We start from the raw sequence: 17,734 nt of genomic DNA on the forward strand, positions 1-17,734 counted from the left end.
CGTCCGGGGCTCTTTATTTCCTGCAACCACCTTGATGCCGCCTCTTGACGCCGGGCGTCCGGTTCTGGTCTTCTTATTCAATCATGCCATCCCCAACCGTGTTGTCCCGCAAACCCGCCGTCAAACTCAACAGCGCCCGGCAAAAGACCTGGGAAGCGCTGTTTTGCGTGCCCGCCCGGCCGGACATTCTCTGGGACGACGTGGCAGCGCTGATTCGCGCCTTGGGCGGCCGGGAAATCCACCATCACCAAAAGACCGCCGGCTCACGGGTGCGGTTTGTTCTTGGCGGCGTCAAGGGCTTCTTCCATCGCCCCCACCCCGAAAACGTGCTGGACAAAGGCTGCGCCGCCGACGTGCGCGAATATCTCCTGCGCGCCGGCGTGGCCGTCTGACCGCGAGGCTCTCCATGGACAACGCCGCCTGCTACGCCGTCTACAAGGGCTATTGCCTCGTCTGTTCCGCGGAGGTAGACGGCACGCTCCACGGCCGCATCGATGGCATCCGCGACATCGTCACCTTCCACGCCGCCACCCCCGAAGCGCTCCAGCGCGCCTTCGAGGAAGCCGTGGACGACTATCTGGCCGTCTGCCAGGAGACCTGTCTGCCGCCCGATACGCCGGCCTGAGGGCGGTTCGCCGTGTCCCTTCAGACAGAGGCTTTTGCTGGCATTTTTGCTTTCTCCGTTATTTAATTGACATCAATTCTCAATTTCATTATCAGCAACCCATCCCGGGGCGTTTCCGGACGGTGGCCATGCCCGGCGCGTCAGGCGGCGTGGAAGTCCGCGCCATGCCGCCTTCCGCGCTCCTGCTCCGATGACGGCAGCGCCCCGGGACTTTTCTCCTGGAGGTTGCCGTTGATCCCGTCCCATGTAGCCCGCGCCCTGACCACCTTGCTCCCCATCCGCCAACCCGTATTTCTCTGGGGTCCCCCGGGCGTCGGCAAAAGCCAGATCGTGGCCCAGACCGCCGCTGTCCTTGGCCTTGATCTCATCGACATCCGGGCCGTGCTCCTCGATCCCGTGGACCTGCGCGGCTTGCCGCAAATCGACGCCGACGGCCGCACCCACTGGCGCGCCCCGGCCTTTTTGCCGACAGGCGGCCAGGGCGTCTTGTTCCTTGACGAATTAAACGCCGCCCCGCCCCTGGTCCAGGCCGCCTGCTACCAGCTCATCCTCGACCGGGCCCTGGGCGAATACCGGCTGCCGGACGGCTGGACCGTCCTTGCCGCCGGCAACCGCGACCAGGACCGGGCCGTCACTCACCGCATGCCGACCGCTTTGGCCAACCGGTTCGTGCACCTGGAAATCGAACCCCACCTGGAGGACTGGATTGCCTGGGCGGAAGCTTCGGGCATCGCGTCCGAGGTCACGGCCTTTTTGCGCTTCCGGCCCGCTTTGCTCCACGATTTCGATCCGACCCGGGCCGTCCGGTCCTTTCCCACGCCCCGGTCCTGGGAATTCGTGTCCGCCATGTTGCGTGGCGCGCCCGATCCGCAGGTGGAACTGGAACTGTTGCGCGGGGCCGTGGGCGACGGCGCGGCTTTGGAATTTTCCGGATTCCTGCGCACCTGGCGCGAGTTGCCCGACACCGACGCCGTGTTGGCCGATCCCGACGCCGCGCCGGCTCCACTGGAGCCGGCTGCCGCCTACGCCATCTGCGAGGCCCTGGGACGGCTGGCCTGCCCGGACGTCATGCCGGCGCTGACCCGCTACGCCGCCCGGCTGCCGGTGGAATTCGGGGTGCTGCTCATGCGCGACGCCGTGCGCCGCGACAGCCGCACGGCCAAGACGCCGGCCTTTGCCGCCTGGGCCCGCGACAACGCCGAGGTGTTCGTGTGACCGCGCCCGACGCCGTAGGCCGAAAGCTCGTGCGGGCACGCATGGAGCTCGTGCTGGGCCACCCGTTTTTCGGGGCCATGGCCCTGCGCCTCACCCCACTGGCCGACGCCTCCTGTCGCGACGTCTGGACCGACGGCGTCACGCTCGGCTACAATCCCCTTTTCGTGGCCGAGCGCGGCGAGGACGAAATCTCGGCGATTATCGCCCATGAAATCCTGCACTTGGCCTGCGAACACCATTTGCGCCGTAAGGACCGCGACAAGGGGCTGTGGAACCTGGCTTGCGACCTGGCCGTGTCCGCGCTGCTCGTGGAAGCGGGCTTCACCCTGCCCCCGGGCCACCCCTTCGAGGCCGCCCACGCCGGCAAGCCGGCCGAGGCCATCTATGCCGTGCTGGCCGGCGAAATCGACCAGCGTCATGGCGGCGGCGGCACGGATGCGGCCAAGACTTCGGCCCTGCCGGCCGACACCGCCCCGGGCGGCGGCGACGGCGACACGCCGCTGGCCGCCAAGGCCGGACAAGCCGAACCCACGCCGTCCGGCGCCGCGCTTACCGGCCAGGACAAACAGCCCCAAAGCGCTTCGGGCGACAAGGACGGGGCCGGAACCCTTGGCCAAACGCCAAGCCGCAGCATCGGCGAGGTGCGCGACCACCCGGACCTGGACGGGCAGCGCCGGGAATCCGAGCACCGCGATCTGACCGACAAGCTGCGCCAGGACGTCAACCAGTCGCGCCGGGCGGCCAGCGCCATGGGCAACATGCCGGCCGGTCTTGACCGGCTGTTGGCCGAGCTGGCCTCGCCCAGGCTCGATTGGGCGGCACTGCTGCGCCGTTTCATCCTGGCCCGGGCGGTCAGCGACTATTCCTGGTCGCCGCCCAGCCGTCGCCATATCCACCTGGGTCTGTACCTCCCCTCGCCGCGCTCCATGACCCTGGGCGAGGTGGCCCTTGTTCTCGACACCTCCGGCTCGGTGGACGAGGAGCTTCTCGCCGCCTTTTGCGCCGAGCTCGGCTCCATCCTGAGCGCCTGCGAGGCCAGGCTGCACGTCTATGCCTGCGACGCGGCCGTGGGCGAAGCGACCGTGTACTCCCGGGCCGATCCGCCCTTGCACCTGTCCCCGCCGGGTGGCGGCGGCACGGACTACCGCCCGGCCTTCGCCAAGGTTGAGGCCGACGGGTTACGGCCGGCCTGTCTGCTCTATTTCACCGATCTCCAGTGCGACCGGTTTCCCGAGGAGCCGGCCTATCCGGTGCTGTGGATCGTGCCCAAAACCGCCAAGGAGCGACCGCCGTTCGGCGACGTCGTCCAACTGGACTAGGAGAGTCCCTATGCGCATTACCTGGCATATCGTCAAAAAGCGCGGCAATCTGCGCCCGGAACTGGTCTACGACGTCGTCCTGGAAGGCCACGAAAAAGCCCTGGCCCTGCCTTACGTGCGCATTGATTCGACCATCCCCGAGCCGCCGTCTTCCTGGCAGGCCCACTGCTATCCCGGCCAGCACGAACGGGCCGGGGCCGCGCCGGCCGGCGTTTACCAGTTGGCCACGCCCAACCATGCCGCCGGCAGGCTGCGGCAATCGCTGCGCCTGCCCTGGCGGCAGGACAACGCCTACCCGGAAGTGGAAGCGTCGTTTACGGCCCTGCGCCGGGCCTTTGAAGCGGCTTTGGCTGCGGCCGGAGCCAGCCAGCCCATGGACGTGCGCGGGGAGCTGACGCTCTCCGCCGGCCTCAAGCGGGATCTGGCCCCGTCGCTCATGGCCGACCGGCTGCTGGGGCTGGCCCAGTAGCGCCTTGCAGGCTCAAACGCCGAAGGGCCGCCCGGGAATGTGTCCGGGCGGCCCCTAGCGTTTGCTCCGGGCCGGACTCTTGTCGCGCCCACGAAAAAGCGCCTGATGGAAATGTCAAATCCATCGCCAGCCGCCACCCAAACCGATAAATTGCCCCTCCAAAACGAGGCGTCCAAAAGCCTCTTGCCTCTTCTCGTCGCGTCCTTACGCCACCACCCAGACCGCCAGCCCCTTGGCGGCGTGGATGATTTTGGTGGAGACGCTGCCGAAAAGAAATTCCTCCTGCTTGGACACGCCGCGCCGACCCACGACCACGGTGCCGTAGCCGCCTTCCTCGGCCAGCCGCAGCACTTCCAGGGCGATGCTCGTGCCGATGCTGCATTCGGTGGCTTCCCGCAGCGGGGAACGGCAGCTCTCCACGAACCGCGTGCCGACCTTGCCATCGGGAATGCCGGCCGCGACGAGCATGGCCCTGGCCTGGGCCAGGGCGTCACGCATGGCGGCGTTGCGGCGCTGGCATTCGGCCTTCCAGGCCGCGTCATCGGCAAAAAGGTCCCGGTCGGCCGGACGTTCAATGGCGGCCACATCGACTTGTCGGGTTCCATCGTGCCCGACCATGGCCGCGACATAGGCCACGGAGCGTTGGGCATTGTCCGAGCCGTCGTAGGCGATAAGGATTTTGTCGGTATTCATGGCTGCTCCAGGTTCAGACGCCGCTGCGGCCAAGGGCTTGGCGGGCGCGGCAAAGGTCGTCGATGAGTTCGCCGGCCGTGTCATAGTAGACCTCGGCGGCCAGGGAAAATCGCCGCAAGACATTGGTCAGTTCCAGCGGGATGTAGGGAAACAGCTTCTGCAGATTGACGATGCGATTGGGGAACATGATGGAACAATCGTCGCTGGTGATCTGCGCCCGCATGGCCGGCGAGACGGACTGGGTGGTGTGCTGCCCCATGCCGACCAGGAACTGGATGATGTTGCCCAGGCCAAAGAGGTCGAGGCCAAACGGGCTTTCCTGGAAGTCAAAAGTGTAATCGAAATCGATCCAGCAATACTGCCCGGAATCGTGGAGCACGTAGAGGTGGTCGCGGCGCACGTCGCCGTGCTTTTCATTGCGGTCATGGAGCCATTTGATGGCCTGGCAGGCCTCGATGAAGCGTTCGAGAACCGTGGGGAAGAGGTCGTGGAAATAGTCGCGATGCGGCATTTCCAGGGCCTCGATCTTTTCGTCCAGGCGCTTGCCGGCGACAAGGTCGAGGATGCGCACGGGATTGCCGGCCACGTCGTAGATGGTCTCGCCCTGCATAAAGCGCGGGTCGCCGCGCACGAGGTCGAGGATACGGGTCTCCTTGCGCGGGCTTCGTGTGCAGGTGACCACCATGGAGCCGATGGTCATGGGAAAGTTCTCGTGGAAAACGAGCTTGACGATGTTACGGCCGCCGGTTTCCAGACAGCGGCAGCGTTTGACCCAGTATTTCGGGTCTTCCATGCCGAAGCGGCGTTCGGCCTCGTCGCGCAGCACCAGGAAGTGGCGCTCGCCAAGGACCATGACGTCGCCGTAGCCGATGCGCATGAATTCGCTGGTGTCGTCGTAGAGTTCCCCGACGTGGCGGGCCGGAAAATCCGGGGCCAGACGGGTGAGCAGTTCGCGGGCGGATGGGGCCAAGGACGCCTCCGTGGCGGTTGGACGTTTCCTATACCTGTGCCCGATTTTGGGATCTTGGGCAACGCCTGGGGCGTATTGGACGGCTTGTCCCGGGCTTGTGGACGGGCTAATGTCAAACGACGTCTGTCGTCGTTGGGCCGATTCCGGCAATACGAACGCGGACAGGATGGGGGGAGGACTCATGGCGGACAAACGCGTGGCCATTGTCACCGGCGCGTCCCGGGGCATCGGCGCGGCTGTGGCCCGGCGCCTGGCTGCGAACGGGCTGGCGGTGGTGGTCAATTACGTGACTGGGCAAACCCGGGCGGAGGCTGTTGTGCGCGACATTGTGGCCGAGGGCGGGCATGGCGTGGCCATCGGGGCCGACGTGTCCGATCCGGCCGATGCGGCCGCGCTTTTCGAGGCGGCCGAAGCCGTCTTTGGCAACGTGGACGTCATCGTCAACAATGCCGGGGTGATGCAACCCGGAGTGGTTTCCCTGGCCGACACCAGCGACGAACTGTACGAGCGCATCGTGTCCATCAACCTCGGCGGCACGTTCAACATGCTGCGTCTGGCCGCGACCCGGCTGCGCGACAATGGGCGCATCGTCAATTTTTCCTCCAGCGTGGTCGGGCTACGGCCGGCCGGCTACGCCGTTTACGCGGCCACCAAGGCGGCGGTGGAAACCATGACCGCCATCTTCGCCAAGGAAATGGGGCCGCGCGGCATCAGCGTCTCGGCCGTGGCTCCGGGGCCGGTTGGCACGGAGCTTTTTTTGACGGGCAAGACGCCGGAGATGGTGGAGCGCATCGTCGCGGCAACGCCCCTGGGCCGGCTCGGCACGCCCGAGGACGTGGCCGGGGTGGTGTCGTTTCTGGTGGGAGAGAGCGGCGGCTGGATCAACGGCGCGGTCATCCGAGCCAACGGGGGCATGGCGTAGCCGGGGGTGGTGCGCTCCCGGAGTCGGACCAGAAAAAAGGCCTTGCGGCAAATTGCCGCAAGGCCCTGACATTCCAATGGTGGAGGCGATGGGACTTGAACCCACTACCTATGCGTTGCGAACGCATCGCTCTCCCAGATGAGCTACGCCCCCGTTGGGAAGAAGGTTATTAAGCGCAATCCTCGGCCCGGTCAAGAAATCCTTTGTCGTTTTCGTGGCGTTAGCCAAATGTCATCGGAGTGCGGTTGACCTCGGGCGTTCCTGATGCCACTATCCCAATTGAAAGATACCCGAAACCATTATGCCTTTTTTGGCGATTTCGCCTCTGGAGACCTGATCATGAAGATCCATCGCGCCCTGCGCATGGAGCGCTGCATAGGTTGCCATTCCTGTTCCCTGGCCTGCGCCCGGCTGGTTTACAAGTCCATGTCCTGGCAAACCGCCGGCATCCGCATCCGATCCACCGGCGGCGTGTCCAGCGGCTTCCAGGCCATCCTGTGCCTGGCCTGCGACCCGGCCCCGTGCGCTGCCGCCTGCCCCACCGGGGCCATGCGCCAACGCAAGTCCGGCGGCGGGGTAACCCTCAAAAAATCCCTGTGCATCCAGTGCGGCCAATGCGCCGCCGCCTGTCCGGTGGACGCCATCAATCTTGACGCGGCCGGCAATCCCGCCGTGTGCCTGCACTGCGGCCAGTGCACCGCCTATTGCCCCCATGACTGCCTGGAGCTGGTCGAGGCCGACACGCCCGCCGCCCCCTGCCTGGAGAGTTGCCATGTCGAATGAGGCAAACGATCTGTTCCGCGTCCTGGTCTATGACCTCGAACGCGGTCGCGGCGAACTGGCCATCCTGCCCGGTCGGCGGGACTACCTCGGCGGCTCGGGGCTGGCGGCGCTCCTCTACGAAAAATATGGCCTGCCCACGGCCCCGGCCTTCGATCCCCGCCAGCCGCTGATTTTCGCCATTGGTCCGGCCACCGGCTATTTCCCGCTCATGAGCAAGACCGTGTGCGGCTTCAAATCGCCCTACAACGAAAACTACGCCGAATCCCACGCCGGCGGCCGTTCGGCCCTGTCCCTGCGTTTTGCCGGCTACGACGCCCTGGTGGTGGTGGGCAAGGCCCCGAGGCTCTCCACCCTGGTGGTCGGTTCGCGGCGCATCGAACGCCTCGACGTCCACTATCTGGCCGGGGCCGACGTGTTCACCACGGGCAAGCTCCTGCGAAAAATCGCCGAAGGGGCCTCGGGCCACCGCAGCATCCTGCGCATCGGCCCGGCCGGAGAAAACGGCTCGGGCTACGCCTGCATCAACGTCGATACCTACCGCCACTTCGGCCGCCTCGGGGCCGGGGCGGTCATGGGCGCGAAAAACCTCAAAGGCATCGTCCTGCAGGGCGACGGCGACTTGCCCCTTCCGGCCGACAAGGGCTACGCCAAGCTTTTCAAGGACATTCACGAAAAGGTCACGTCTTCGGGGATGATGGAAAAATACCACAACCTCGGCACCCCGGCCAACGTGCTGCCCTTAAACGAACTCAAGTCCCTGCCCTGGCGCAACTTGGCCGCCACCAGCGACGCCGAGGCGGACAAGGTCTCGGGCGAGGCTTTTGCCGAAAAGCTCCTCATGCACAACGCCGCCTGCGCCGGCTGCCCGGTGGGCTGCATCCACGTCGGCATGGTGCGCGAGATGTTCTCGACTTCCCACCGTTTCGCCATCCATCAGGTGGCCTACGACCACGAGCCCAACTTCGCGGCCGGCCCCATGCTTGGCGTGACCGATCCGGTGGAGGTGCTGGCGATAAACGACATGGCCGACCGCCAGGGTCTGGACATCATCTCGGCCGGCGTGGCCCTGGCCTGGGCCGTGGAGGCCACGCAAAAGGGCGTCATTTCCGAAAAGGAAACCGAGGTGAAGCTCGCCTTCGGCGACGCGGCCGCCCTAAAGCGCGCCATGTGGCTCATCGGCCACAAGGCCAACGACTTCTATGCGCTGCTTGGCCAGGGCGCCATGGCCGCCGCCGCCCATTACGGCGGGGCCGACTACGCCTGCGTGCTGGGGCAGGAAATGGCCGGCTACGCCACGGGCGAGACCTATTTTGCCTCCCAGACCGTCGCTTTCCGTCATTCCCACCTCGATACCGGGGCCTACTCCTACGACCAGAAGCACAAGGAGCAGGACGTGGCCAAGGTGGTGGATTTCCTTGTCAAGGACGAACGCGAACGGGTGCTTCTCACCTGCCTTGTGGCCTGCCTTTTCGCCCGGGAGGTCTACAAGCCCGAAGTCATCGCCTCGGTGCTCGGCTGCCTGGGCCACGAGGAACTGGCCGGCTCCTTTGACGCCGCCGCCGAGAACGCCCGGCGCGCCCGCTGGCGGCTCAAGATCGCCACCGGCTACGATCCCAGGGCCACGCGCATTCCCAAGCGCTTCACCGAGGTGACCACCTGGAAGGGGCCGGTGGACGCGGTCTACATGGAGGCCCTGCGGGCCGCCTATGCCGAGGCCGTGGCCGAACTCGGCGCGCCGCCTGCCGCCGCCGAGCCCCAACCGCCGGCTATGTAATAAAACGCCGTCCCCGCCGTGCAATCGACGCGGCGAGATGCTAGGCCATACGGCATCGGCCCCAAACCGGGGCCGATGCCGTATTTTATTCTTTTTTCCGCAACCACGGCGTGTTATGGCAGAAACGTCGTCCGGCCGTGCCCGCCCCGGCCAAGGCCTCGATCCTAAGCCCCTGACGGTCAAAGGAGACCAGACATGGCCCAACTCACCGAGCATCCGGCCCACAGCGCCCTCGTCGCTCACCATGAGCGCGTCAAGGAACTGCACATGCGCGACCTGTTCGCCGCCGACCCCGGCCGGTTCGACAACTATTCCCTGCGCCTGGGCGACGTCCTGTTCGATTATTCCAAGAATCGGGTCACGGACGAGACCCTGGGCCTGCTGTTCGACCTGGCCCGGCAAGCCGGGGTGGAAGCCCGGCGCGACGCCATGTTCGCCGGCGAAAAGATCAACCGCACCGAAAACCGGGCCGTGCTCCACGTGGCCCTGCGAAACCGCGCCAACCGGCCCATCGCGGTGGACGGCCGCGACGTCATGCCCGACGTCAACAAGGTGCTCAACCAGATGCGCATTTTTTGCGGCCGCGTCCATTCCGGCCAGTGGAAGGGATACACCGGCAAGGCCATCACCGACGTGGTCAACATCGGCATCGGCGGCTCGGACCTGGGGCCGCAGATGGCGAGCCTGGCCCTGGCCCATTATGCCGTGCCCGGCATCACGTCGCATTTCGTTTCCAACGTGGACGGCGCGCACATGGTGGACACGCTAAGGCGCGTCTCCCCGGAGACGACTCTTTTCATCATCGCCTCCAAGACCTTCACCACCCTGGAGACCATGGCCAACGCTCATGACGCTCGGGATTGGTTTCTCGCCCAGGCCGGCGACGAGGCGGCCGTGGCCAAGCATTTCGTGGCTCTGTCCACCAACGCCGAGGCCGTGGCCGCCTTCGGTATCGACACGGCCAACATGTTCGCCTTTTGGGATTGGGTCGGCGGGCGCTATTCCCTGTGGTCGGCCATTGGCCTGTCTATCGCCCTGGCCGTGGGCTTCGACAACTTCGAGGCCATGCTCGAAGGCGCGTTTATCGCCGACGAGCATTTCCGGTCCGCGCCCCTGGAGCGCAACATTCCGGTGGTCATGGGACTGCTCGGCATCTGGTACAACAATTACTTCGGGGCCCAGACCCAGGCCATCCTGCCCTACGACCAGCACCTGACCCGGTTCGCCGCCTATTTCCAGCAAGGCGACATGGAGAGCAACGGCAAGTCCGTCACCAATGACGGCCGGTTCGTGGACTACACCACCGGCCCCATCATCTGGGGCGAACCCGGCACCAACGGCCAGCATGCCTTTTACCAGCTCATCCACCAGGGCCGAAAGCTCATCCCCTGCGATTTCCTGGCCGCCGCCGTCACCCGCACACCCCTGGGCCGGCATCAGGACATGCTGTTGTCCAACTTCTTTGCCCAGACCGAGGCCCTCATGAAGGGCAAGACCGTGGACGAAGCCCGGGGAGAACTTACCGGCAAGGGATTGGACGAGGCACAATTGGAGCTTTTATCCAAGGCCAAGTCCTTCACCGGCAACCGCCCGACCAATTCGTTCCTGTATCGCGTCCTGGATCCCAAGACCCTGGGCACGCTGATCGCGCTCTACGAGCACAAGATTTTTGTCCAGGGAACCATCTGGGACATCAACTCCTACGACCAGATGGGCGTGGAACTCGGCAAGGTGCTGGCCGGGACCATCCTCAAGGAGTTGGAGGACGACGCGCCAGTGAAATCCCACGACTGCTCCACCAACGGCTTGGTCAATTACTACAAGGAATTGCGTCTGGGCGACTAGTGTCGCGCCCCGCGTCGCAGCAAAGCGACGCCTCCGGCGGGCGGGGGCCTCAGGCCCCCGCCCCCCCCAAAGGGTTAAAAGGGGGATAGCGGGAAGACACGGTTACCCCGTCAGCCGCTTGGCCAGCTCCAAGGCGGCGGCCAAGCTGCTTGTGGCCGCCTTGCCCGTGCCGACAAGCTCGAAGCCCGTGCCGTGGCCCACGGAGGTGCGCACAAAGGGCAGCCCCAGGGTCACGTTGACCGTGTCCTTGAAGTGTAAAAGCTTTAGCGGCGGCAAACCCTGGTCATGGTACATGGCCAGGATGGCGGAAAATTCGCCCTGGGCCGCCCGGTAAAAGAGCGTGTCCGCCGGCAGCGGCCCCACGGCCGCGACGCCCTTGGCCCGGGCCGCGTCCACGGCCGGGCGCACCACTGCCTCATCCTCGCGACCTAAAAGCCCGCCCTCCCCGGCATGGGGATTGAGGCCGCACACGGCAATGGGCTTGTCCGCCACGCCAAGGCGCGTGACGTAGTCCCAGGTCAGGGCCAGGCAGCGGGCCACCCGGTCGTAGGTGACCAGCGACGGCACCTTGGCCAAGGGTGGATGGGTGGTGACCAGGCTCACCCGCAGCACCGGACCGCACAGGTGCATGCACACCCCGCCACGTCCCACGCCTGAACGTTCGGCCAGAAATTCGGTATGACCCGGAAAAGCGAAGCCGGCGGCGTTGAGCGCCGCCTTGGACAGCGGGCCGGTGACCAGCCCCCAGTCCGGATGAGCGGCCAGGACGGCCAGGGCCAGTTCCAGGCTCTCGCCGGCGGCCCGGCCGCCTTCGGGCGTCTCTTTTCCAGCCGCAACCGGCAACCCGGCCAAGCCCTGAGGCTCCAGGAGATAAACGCCGGGGGAGGCTTCGGCCAGGGCGTCATAGTCGGGCAGGCGCGTCCAGAACCGGGCCAGTCCCAGGTGACTTGCGTGCCAAACCAGGGCCGTTTCCGGGCCAACAAGCGCCACAGAACGGTCGTTTTTCGGCGCGTCCGGGCCGCCGAGCAGCCGGCAGGCCAGTTCCGGCCCAAGGCCGCCTGCGTCGCCGAGGGTGAGAAGGATGGGGTTTTTCAAAGGGGATTGGGCAGTCATGGGCTTCCTTCCATAACACCAAAAGCCGGAAGGATGATTCCCCGGCACAGGAGGTTTGGGGAGGAGGCCGCGCCTCCTCCCGTCCATTTTCAGCCTTCGGGGGTCAAAGCCACGGCGGCCAGGGGCGGCAGCGTCAGGGAGAGGTATTCGGGCCAGTCGCCGTAGGCGGCCGGCCGGGCCATGACGCCGCCGCCGTTGCCGATATTGCCGCCGCCGAAAAGCGCGGCGTCGGAATTGAAAATCTCCCGCCAGAAGCCGGGGATGCGGCAGCCCACGGCGTAGTTCTCGCGCACGATGGGCGTGAAGTTAAAGGCCCAAAGGACCGGCGACCCGTCCGGGGCCTTGCGCAGGAAGGTGATGACCGAGGCGGCGTAATCGGAAAGATCCACCCACTCAAATCCGGTCCAGTCATTGTCGCGGTCGTGCATGGCCGGATAGGCCTTGTGCAGGGCATTGAGCGCCCGCACGAGTTCCGCCGCGCCTTGATGGTTGGGGAAGTCCATCAGCGCCCAGTCCAGCGGCTCCCGGGAGTTCCATTCCTTCCACTGGCCGAACTCGCAGCCCATAAACAGAAGCTTCTTGCCCGGATGGGCCCACATATAGGCCAAAAACAGGCGCAGGTTGGCCATCTGCTGCCACTGGTCGCCGGGCATCTTGGAAATGAGGGCGCCTTTGCCGTGAGTGACCTCGTCGTGGGACAGGGGCAGGATGAAGTTCTCGTGAAAGGCATAGAGCATGGAAAAGGTGAGCTGGTTTTGGTGGTAGCCCCGGTAGATGGGGTCCTTGGCGAAATAGCTCAGGGTGTCGTTCATCCAGCCCATGTTCCACTTGAAGGTGAACCCCAGGCCTCCGGTGTAGACCGGCCGCGACACGCCGGCCCAGGAGGTGGACTCCTCGGCGATCATGGCCGCGCCGGGGAAATGCTCGTGGACCACGACGTTGAGTTCGCGCAGCATCTCGATGGCCGCGATGTTTTCCTTGCCGCCGTACTTGTTGGGAATCCACTGCCCTTCCCGGCGGGAGTAGTCGAGGTAGAGCATGCTGGCCACGGCGTCGATGCGCAGGCCGTCGAGATGGAATTCCTTGAACCAGTAGAGCGCGTTGGCCAAAAGGAAGTTTTTGACTTCGTGGCGCTCGAAATTGAAGACATAGGTGCCCCAGTCGGGGTGCTCGCCCTGGCGCGGATCTTCGTGCTCGAAAAGCCCGGTGCCGTCGAAGCGGCCCAGGCTCCAGGCGTCCTTGGGAAAATGGGCCGGAACCCAGTCGAGGATGACGCCGATGCCGTTTTGGTGGCAGACGTCGATCAAGTAGCGCAGATCCTCGGGCGTACCGAAGCGCGAGGTCGGGGAAAAATAGTGGCCGACCTGATAGCCCCAGGATTCGTCCAGGGGATGTTCGGCCAGGGGCATGAATTCGATGTGGGTGAAACCCAGGTCGCGCACGTAGGGCACCAGGGTCTCGGCCAGGTCGCGGTAGGAATAAAACGAGCCGTAGTCGGCGGTTTTCCAGCGCCAGGAGCCGGCATGGACTTCATAGATGGCCACCGGATCGGTCAGGGGCAGGCCGCGCGCCCGGCGCTGCTCCATCCAGGCCCCGTCGTTCCAGGCGTAGCTGTCCAGATCCCAGGCCCGAGCGGCCACGCCGGGCCGCATCTCGGTGCAAAAAGCGAAGGGATCGGCCTTTTCCACCACCGCGCCGTCTTGTTGGGTGACGGAAAATTTGTAGAGCCAGCCCCTCTCGAAACCCGGGATGTAACCGGCCCAGATGCCCGAGGCGGCCACGGGATGCAGGGATTGCAGGCCGGGGGTCCAGCCGTTGGCGTCGCTTATAACCGACACGGCCCGGGCGTTGGGAGCCCAGACGGCGAACCGGTAGCCCGGTCCGTCCGGCCCGTCGTAGGGATGCGCGCCCAGGAGCCGGTAGAGATCCCAGTGCTTGCCCTGGCCGAAAAGGAAAATATCGAGTTCGCCCAGGGCCACGGGCAGGCAGGGGGACACGGACGGAGCGGCGGCTTTGGACATGGGGAACTCCTTTGGCGGGCGGGACGGCCCTTGGTCCAGCCGGTCCCGGCGCGTCGGATCGGGGTGTCGCCTTCTCGAAAAGCGCACAAGGCAGCTGACGAGCAAGGCGGTCAATACTCTCGTTTTTGCAGGTCGCGTCGCGAGGCCAAGACGGCGTCAATGCCGTGTCGATCTCGCGGCGGCTTAAATGTCGGCCCCAAGCTCCCGGTAGAGATTGATGTAGTTCTTGGCCGCCTTTTCCCAGGAATAATCTGCCCGCATGGCCCGTACGACCATGGCTTTCCAGGCTTCGGGGCGGTCCCAGAGTTCCAGGGCGTCGAGGATGGCCCGGTAGAAGAGTTCGGGATCGGGTTCGGAGAAGGTGAACCCCGTGGCTGCGGGGTCTGGCCAGGGCACGATGGTGTCGCGCAGCCCGCCCACGGCCGTGGCCACGGGCGGCGTGCCGAACCGCAGGGCGTACATCTGGGTCAGACCGCAGGGCTCATAGCGCGAGGGCATCAGGAAAATGTCCGAACCAGCCTGGATGCGATGGGCCAGATCTTCGGTATAGCCGACGCGCACGGCCAGCCGGCCGGGGTAGTTCTCCATCATGTCCAAGAGCACGGCCTCGTAATCGAGGCTGCCTTCGCCAAGGACCACCACGGCGGCGTCCTTGTCCATGACGCGGCTCATGATGTCGATAAGCAGATCAATGCCCTTCTGGTCGCGGATGCGGCCGATAAAACCGAGAATGGGCCGTTTGAGAAACCGCCGGTCCAGTCCCAGCTCGGCCACCAGATTGCGCTTACACACCGCCTTGCCAGAGAGGTCGTCGGGGCTGTAGGCGCTTGGCAGGTGGCGATCGTTTATGGGATCCCAGACGGTGTAGTCCGCGCCGTTTAAGATGCCGCGCAGTTGGGGGGCGCGCTTGGTCAGGATGCCTTCCAGGCCGCAACCGAACTGGGGCGAGAGGATCTCCAGGGCGTAGGTGGGGCTGACCGCCGTAATGATGTCGGAATAGGCCAAGCCGGCCTTGAGCAGGTTGAAATCGCCCCAGAATTCCGCGCCGTCCAGGCCCCAGGCCTCCTTGGGCAGGCCGGAGTCGAAGAACAGCCGCGAGGCGAAACGGCCCTGAAAGGCCAGGTTGTGGATGGTCATGACGGTTTTGGTGTTGCGCCAAAAGGGCGCTGCCGGACGCAGGAAGTGCAGGTAGGCCGGCACCAGGGCGGCCTGCCAGTCGTGGGCGTGGACAATGGCCGGCGCGCCGTCCAGTCGGCTGGCCCAGGCCATGGTGGCCCGGCAGAAAAAGATGAAGCGCTCGCAGTTGTCGAAATAGTCGCCGTCGTGGGTGTTGTAATAAAAACGACGGTCGAAGTATTCGCCGCGCTGGACGAAGTAGACCGGCACGTCGTCGCAGGTGGCGGTGTAGATGTCGGCGGTGATCGGCGCCCAGGGATAGCCGACGCGGCATTTGGAATAGATCAGCCGCAGCTGGTGGTCGCCGTGGTTGAGGCGGCCGTAGTAGGGCGCGATCAGGGCGACGTTGACGCCCTGGCGCTTGAGTTCCTTGGGCAGCGCGCCCATGACGTCCCCGAGACCGCCGGTCTTGGAGAAGGGATACATTTCCGAAGCGACAAAGAGGACCTTGTGATGAAACTTCATCGCGCTCCTCGGCAGGGCCGGTTCTCTTCCCCATGCCGCAGCCAGCCGCGGGTCCGGGGATGTGGTCTGTTCTTCCCGTCAACCGCCTCGGGCGGACTGCGGGGCAACAAGGCGCGGCAAAAGCCCTTCCCCGCGCCCTTGGCGTAAGGCCGGCCGCGTCACAGCGGTTTGACCCGTTTTAATAGCGTGGCATAGTCGTTTAAAATCCGTTCGTGGTCGAAACACAAGGGTTTCGGCCACTGCCCCACGGGAAAAACGGACAGGTTCTTGGCGTCGTCGCCGGCGGCCAGTTCGTCGGGGTCCAGGGCCTGGGCAATGTAGACGACGCTTAGGGTATGCTGCCTGGGGTCGCGCGAGGGGTGGGAGTAGACGCCAAGAAGACTCGTCAGCTCCACAGTGAGGCCGGTTTCTTCCTTGGCCTCGCGGATGGCGGCGGCCTCGGCCGATTCGCCGTAGTCCACGAACCCGCCGGGCAAGGCCCAGCCATAAGGTTCATTGAGGCGTTCGATGAGCACCACGCCGCGTCCGGGCAGATGAATGAGCGTGTCCACCGTGGGCACGGGATTGCGGTAATGGACGATGGAGTGGCCGCATTGCGGGCAGGGTTTGACAAGGGCCATGGTCACATGCTCCAGGCGGACGCGGTGGTTGTCGGCGGGCGTTTGCCCGGCCCGGTTTCCCGAATAAGTCTCAAGCAATTATAAAGATACGTCTTTTTCTATTTCCAAGGGTACGCGAAATGAACCCCCCTGACAAGATCGTTTTGGAACATGCCGGAGCTCTTGGTGATTTTTTCCTGGCTTGGCCGGCTTTTCTGTCGGTTGTCCGGCATTTTCCGGGTGTGCCCGCCTTTGCGGCCGTGCGTCCATCCCTGGCCGGCTGGCTCGCGTTTCTGGCCGCGCCCTGCCCACCCGATCTGCGCCGAGCTCTCGACGCCCGCTTCGCCGCCGCCGTCTGGCCCGAGGCCCTGGCCAATACCCTGTTGATCCGCCCCGGCCTGGCCGCCCGGCCGGAGCTGCCGCCAAACGACCGTTTTCTGTTCCTGCCGGGCGTCGTGCCCGGCAGCCTGGAGAGTCCTCGGGCGCTCTACCGCAAGGCCCTGGAAGCCCACGGCATCCCCTGGGCCGAGGACTGGCGCGAGACCTTCCAAACGCTTTTCGGAAGCCATGCCCCGACCACGGACGACGTGCTGCTCTTTCCCGGAGCCGGCCACCCGGACAAGTGCTGGCCCCTGGACCGGCTGGCCGACCTGGCCAAGGGTCTGGCCGCGCGCGGGCTGCGCCCGGTTTATGTTCTGGGCCCGGCGGAACTGGAACGCGGCCTTGCCCCGGCCGGAAGCGACATGGTGCTGCCCGAGACGGTGGAAGAATTGTCGTTGGCGCTGCGCACGGCCCAGGCGGTGGTTGGGCCGGACTGCGGCCCCCTGCATCTGGCCGGACTGCACGGCGTGCCTGGGGTGGCGGTCTTCGGCCCGACCTCGCCCCGGCAGTGGGGGCCGGTCGGCTTGGACATCATAACGGCGGGGATGGCCTGCGCGCCCTGTGCGGTCGTGACGTCCGGGGCCTTCGCCGCCGCCTGCCCGCGACCCCTGCCCTGCCTGGCGGACGTTAGCCACGAGGTCGTTCTGGAACGGCTCATGACCCTGACGGCGATGCGACCACACGCCCGCCAACAAGGAAACTGAACCGGGTCAGCTCGTGACGTCCTCAGACAGGTAGCCGGCCGCCTCCAGGATGGATACCGGCGTCGCGCCTTGGCGAAAAATGGTCAGCCGCTTGCCGCCGCACAGGCCGGCCACGGTGGAGGCCGGGCCGCCGGCCGGGGGTGCGCCAGCGGTCAGCACCGCGTCCACGGCCGCCGTCACTTCCGGGTCCAGTGCTTCAGGCGTGGCGGCTGGCGGGCCGCCGCTGACGTTGGCGCTGGTGGCCACCAGCGCCCCGCCGGCCAGCCGGCAAAGCGACGCCGCCGTTTCGTGGGGTGTGAAGCGCACCGACACCCGGCCGTCGGCGTCCTTGACCAACCTGGGCAACGTCTCGCGGCACGGGACCACCAGGGACAGCGGGCCGGGCCAAAAAAGCGCGGCCAATTCGCCGAAATCGGCCCCAAGCGGCCCGGTGGCGAAGCCCGGCGGCACGACTTCGATAAACTGAGCCAGCTCGCCCACCAGCAGCGGCAAGGGCTTGTGGGCAGGCCGTCCCTTGACGGCGACAATGCGTTCCAGGGCAGCGGCGTTGTCCGCCAGCGCGCCCAGGGCGAAGTAGGTTTCCGTGGGATAGACCACGCAGCCGCCGGCGCGCAGGATGGCTGCCGCCCGGGCCAGGGATGTCGTGTGCATGGATGCGCC

17 protein-coding genes and 1 tRNA gene are annotated in these 17,734 nt (G+C 65.8%); 10 read left to right on the plus strand and 8 right to left on the minus strand.

Going from position 1 to position 17,734, the window contains the following annotated elements:
* Positions 1–83: 83 nt before the first annotated feature.
* The 5 genes from C3Y92_RS11160 to C3Y92_RS11180 all read left to right on the plus strand — a co-directional run bounded on the left by C3Y92_RS11160 (position 84) and on the right by C3Y92_RS11180 (position 3,628).
* Positions 84–392, plus strand: a complete 309-nt coding sequence (locus tag C3Y92_RS11160) for a type II toxin-antitoxin system HicA family toxin (protein WP_129352532.1) — start codon at positions 84–86, stop codon at positions 390–392.
* 14 nt (positions 393–406) lie between these two features.
* Positions 407–625, plus strand: a complete 219-nt coding sequence (locus tag C3Y92_RS11165) for a hypothetical protein (RefSeq protein WP_129352534.1) — start codon at positions 407–409, stop codon at positions 623–625.
* Between the two features lie 231 nt (positions 626–856).
* Positions 857–1,840, plus strand: coding sequence for an AAA family ATPase (locus C3Y92_RS11170; protein ID WP_129352536.1), 984 nt, complete (start codon positions 857–859; stop codon positions 1,838–1,840).
* On the plus strand, positions 1,837–3,159 hold the full coding sequence (locus C3Y92_RS11175) for a vWA domain-containing protein (protein WP_129352538.1): 1,323 nt from the start codon (positions 1,837–1,839) through the stop codon (positions 3,157–3,159). Before C3Y92_RS11170 ends, C3Y92_RS11175 begins: the two co-directional genes overlap by 4 nt.
* A gap of 10 nt (positions 3,160–3,169) precedes the next feature.
* A complete protein-coding gene (locus C3Y92_RS11180) occupies positions 3,170–3,628 on the plus strand; it encodes a hypothetical protein (RefSeq protein WP_129352540.1) in 459 nt (152 codons plus the stop codon).
* Positions 3,629–3,832: 204 nt separating this feature from the next.
* Here C3Y92_RS11180 and C3Y92_RS11185 read toward each other — a convergent pair whose 3' ends face one another.
* A complete protein-coding gene (locus tag C3Y92_RS11185; protein WP_129352542.1) occupies positions 3,833–4,321 on the minus strand; it encodes a universal stress protein in 489 nt (162 codons plus the stop codon).
* 13 nt (positions 4,322–4,334) lie between these two features.
* A complete protein-coding gene (locus C3Y92_RS11190; RefSeq protein WP_129352544.1) occupies positions 4,335–5,291 on the minus strand; it encodes a serine/threonine protein kinase in 957 nt (318 codons plus the stop codon).
* 181 nt (positions 5,292–5,472) lie between these two features.
* Here C3Y92_RS11190 and C3Y92_RS11195 point away from each other — a divergent pair, with 181 nt between their 5' ends.
* On the plus strand, positions 5,473–6,213 hold the full coding sequence (locus tag C3Y92_RS11195; RefSeq protein WP_129352546.1) for an SDR family oxidoreductase: 741 nt from the start codon (positions 5,473–5,475) through the stop codon (positions 6,211–6,213).
* Between the two features lie 77 nt (positions 6,214–6,290).
* Here the strand turns inward: C3Y92_RS11195 and C3Y92_RS11200 are convergent.
* Positions 6,291–6,366 (minus strand) — tRNA-Ala (locus tag C3Y92_RS11200).
* A 186-nt stretch (positions 6,367–6,552) separates the two neighbouring features.
* Here C3Y92_RS11200 and C3Y92_RS11205 point away from each other — a divergent pair.
* From C3Y92_RS11205 to pgi, 3 genes are all read left to right on the plus strand, one after another.
* Positions 6,553–6,996, plus strand: coding sequence for a 4Fe-4S dicluster domain-containing protein (locus C3Y92_RS11205; RefSeq protein WP_129352548.1), 444 nt, complete (start codon positions 6,553–6,555; stop codon positions 6,994–6,996).
* Positions 6,986–8,770: an aldehyde ferredoxin oxidoreductase C-terminal domain-containing protein gene (locus tag C3Y92_RS11210; protein ID WP_129352550.1), complete on the plus strand. Its 1,785-nt coding sequence runs from the start codon at positions 6,986–6,988 to the stop codon at positions 8,768–8,770. Before C3Y92_RS11205 ends, C3Y92_RS11210 begins: the two co-directional genes overlap by 11 nt.
* 195 nt (positions 8,771–8,965) lie before the next feature.
* A complete protein-coding gene (gene pgi / locus C3Y92_RS11215) occupies positions 8,966–10,615 on the plus strand; it encodes a glucose-6-phosphate isomerase (protein ID WP_129352552.1) in 1,650 nt (549 codons plus the stop codon).
* A gap of 102 nt (positions 10,616–10,717) precedes the next feature.
* Here pgi and pdxA read toward each other — a convergent pair whose 3' ends face one another.
* From pdxA to C3Y92_RS11235, 4 genes are all read right to left on the minus strand, one after another.
* On the minus strand, positions 10,718–11,728 hold the full coding sequence (pdxA, locus tag C3Y92_RS11220) for a 4-hydroxythreonine-4-phosphate dehydrogenase PdxA (protein WP_129352554.1): 1,011 nt from the start codon (positions 11,726–11,728) through the stop codon (positions 10,718–10,720).
* An 89-nt stretch (positions 11,729–11,817) separates the two neighbouring features.
* The gene (gene glgB, locus C3Y92_RS11225) at positions 11,818–13,749 is read right to left on the minus strand and encodes a 1,4-alpha-glucan branching protein GlgB (RefSeq protein WP_129352556.1); all 1,932 of its coding nucleotides are present in this window, start codon (positions 13,747–13,749) and stop codon (positions 11,818–11,820) included.
* Between the two features lie 183 nt (positions 13,750–13,932).
* The gene (gene glgA, locus C3Y92_RS11230; RefSeq protein WP_129352558.1) at positions 13,933–15,390 is read right to left on the minus strand and encodes a glycogen synthase GlgA; all 1,458 of its coding nucleotides are present in this window, start codon (positions 15,388–15,390) and stop codon (positions 13,933–13,935) included.
* 158 nt (positions 15,391–15,548) lie between these two features.
* Complete coding sequence (locus tag C3Y92_RS11235; protein ID WP_129352560.1) at positions 15,549–16,010, minus strand: NUDIX domain-containing protein; 462 nt, start codon at positions 16,008–16,010, stop codon at positions 15,549–15,551.
* 119 nt (positions 16,011–16,129) lie between these two features.
* Here C3Y92_RS11235 and C3Y92_RS11240 point away from each other — a divergent pair, with 119 nt between their 5' ends.
* A complete protein-coding gene (locus tag C3Y92_RS11240; RefSeq protein WP_129352562.1) occupies positions 16,130–17,074 on the plus strand; it encodes a glycosyltransferase family 9 protein in 945 nt (314 codons plus the stop codon).
* Positions 17,075–17,080: 6 nt separating this feature from the next.
* Here the strand turns inward: C3Y92_RS11240 and C3Y92_RS11245 are convergent, their stop codons facing one another.
* Entirely contained in the window at positions 17,081–17,725 is a 645-nt protein-coding gene (locus C3Y92_RS11245) for an L-threonylcarbamoyladenylate synthase (RefSeq protein WP_129352564.1), read from the minus strand.
* Positions 17,726–17,734: the final 9 nt, after the last annotated feature.

The sequence above is a fragment of the Solidesulfovibrio carbinolicus genome (assembly GCF_004135975.1).
In the GTDB taxonomy this organism is placed as follows: domain Bacteria; phylum Desulfobacterota; class Desulfovibrionia; order Desulfovibrionales; family Desulfovibrionaceae; genus Solidesulfovibrio; species Solidesulfovibrio carbinolicus.

Excerpts from the sequence above, each read along its gene's own strand:
- C3Y92_RS11160 (WP_129352532.1), top strand. The coding sequence starts at position 84 with ATGCCATCCCCAACCGTGTTGTCCCGCAAACCCGCCGTCAAACTCAAC.
- C3Y92_RS11165 (WP_129352534.1), top strand. The coding sequence starts at position 407 with ATGGACAACGCCGCCTGCTACGCCGTCTACAAGGGCTATTGCCTCGTC.
- C3Y92_RS11180 (WP_129352540.1), top strand. The coding sequence starts at position 3,170 with ATGCGCATTACCTGGCATATCGTCAAAAAGCGCGGCAATCTGCGCCCG.
- C3Y92_RS11185 (WP_129352542.1), bottom strand. The coding sequence starts at position 4,321 with ATGAATACCGACAAAATCCTTATCGCCTACGACGGCTCGGACAATGCC.
- C3Y92_RS11195 (WP_129352546.1), top strand. The coding sequence starts at position 5,473 with ATGGCGGACAAACGCGTGGCCATTGTCACCGGCGCGTCCCGGGGCATC.
- C3Y92_RS11205 (WP_129352548.1), top strand. The coding sequence starts at position 6,553 with ATGAAGATCCATCGCGCCCTGCGCATGGAGCGCTGCATAGGTTGCCAT.
- C3Y92_RS11210 (WP_129352550.1), top strand. The coding sequence starts at position 6,986 with ATGTCGAATGAGGCAAACGATCTGTTCCGCGTCCTGGTCTATGACCTC.
- pgi (WP_129352552.1), top strand. The coding sequence starts at position 8,966 with ATGGCCCAACTCACCGAGCATCCGGCCCACAGCGCCCTCGTCGCTCAC.
- pdxA (WP_129352554.1), bottom strand. The coding sequence starts at position 11,728 with ATGACTGCCCAATCCCCTTTGAAAAACCCCATCCTTCTCACCCTCGGC.
- glgB (WP_129352556.1), bottom strand. The coding sequence starts at position 13,749 with ATGTCCAAAGCCGCCGCTCCGTCCGTGTCCCCCTGCCTGCCCGTGGCC.
- glgA (WP_129352558.1), bottom strand. The coding sequence starts at position 15,390 with ATGAAGTTTCATCACAAGGTCCTCTTTGTCGCTTCGGAAATGTATCCC.
- C3Y92_RS11235 (WP_129352560.1), bottom strand. The coding sequence starts at position 16,010 with ATGGCCCTTGTCAAACCCTGCCCGCAATGCGGCCACTCCATCGTCCAT.
- C3Y92_RS11240 (WP_129352562.1), top strand. The coding sequence starts at position 16,130 with ATGAACCCCCCTGACAAGATCGTTTTGGAACATGCCGGAGCTCTTGGT.
- C3Y92_RS11245 (WP_129352564.1), bottom strand. The coding sequence starts at position 17,725 with ATGCACACGACATCCCTGGCCCGGGCGGCAGCCATCCTGCGCGCCGGC.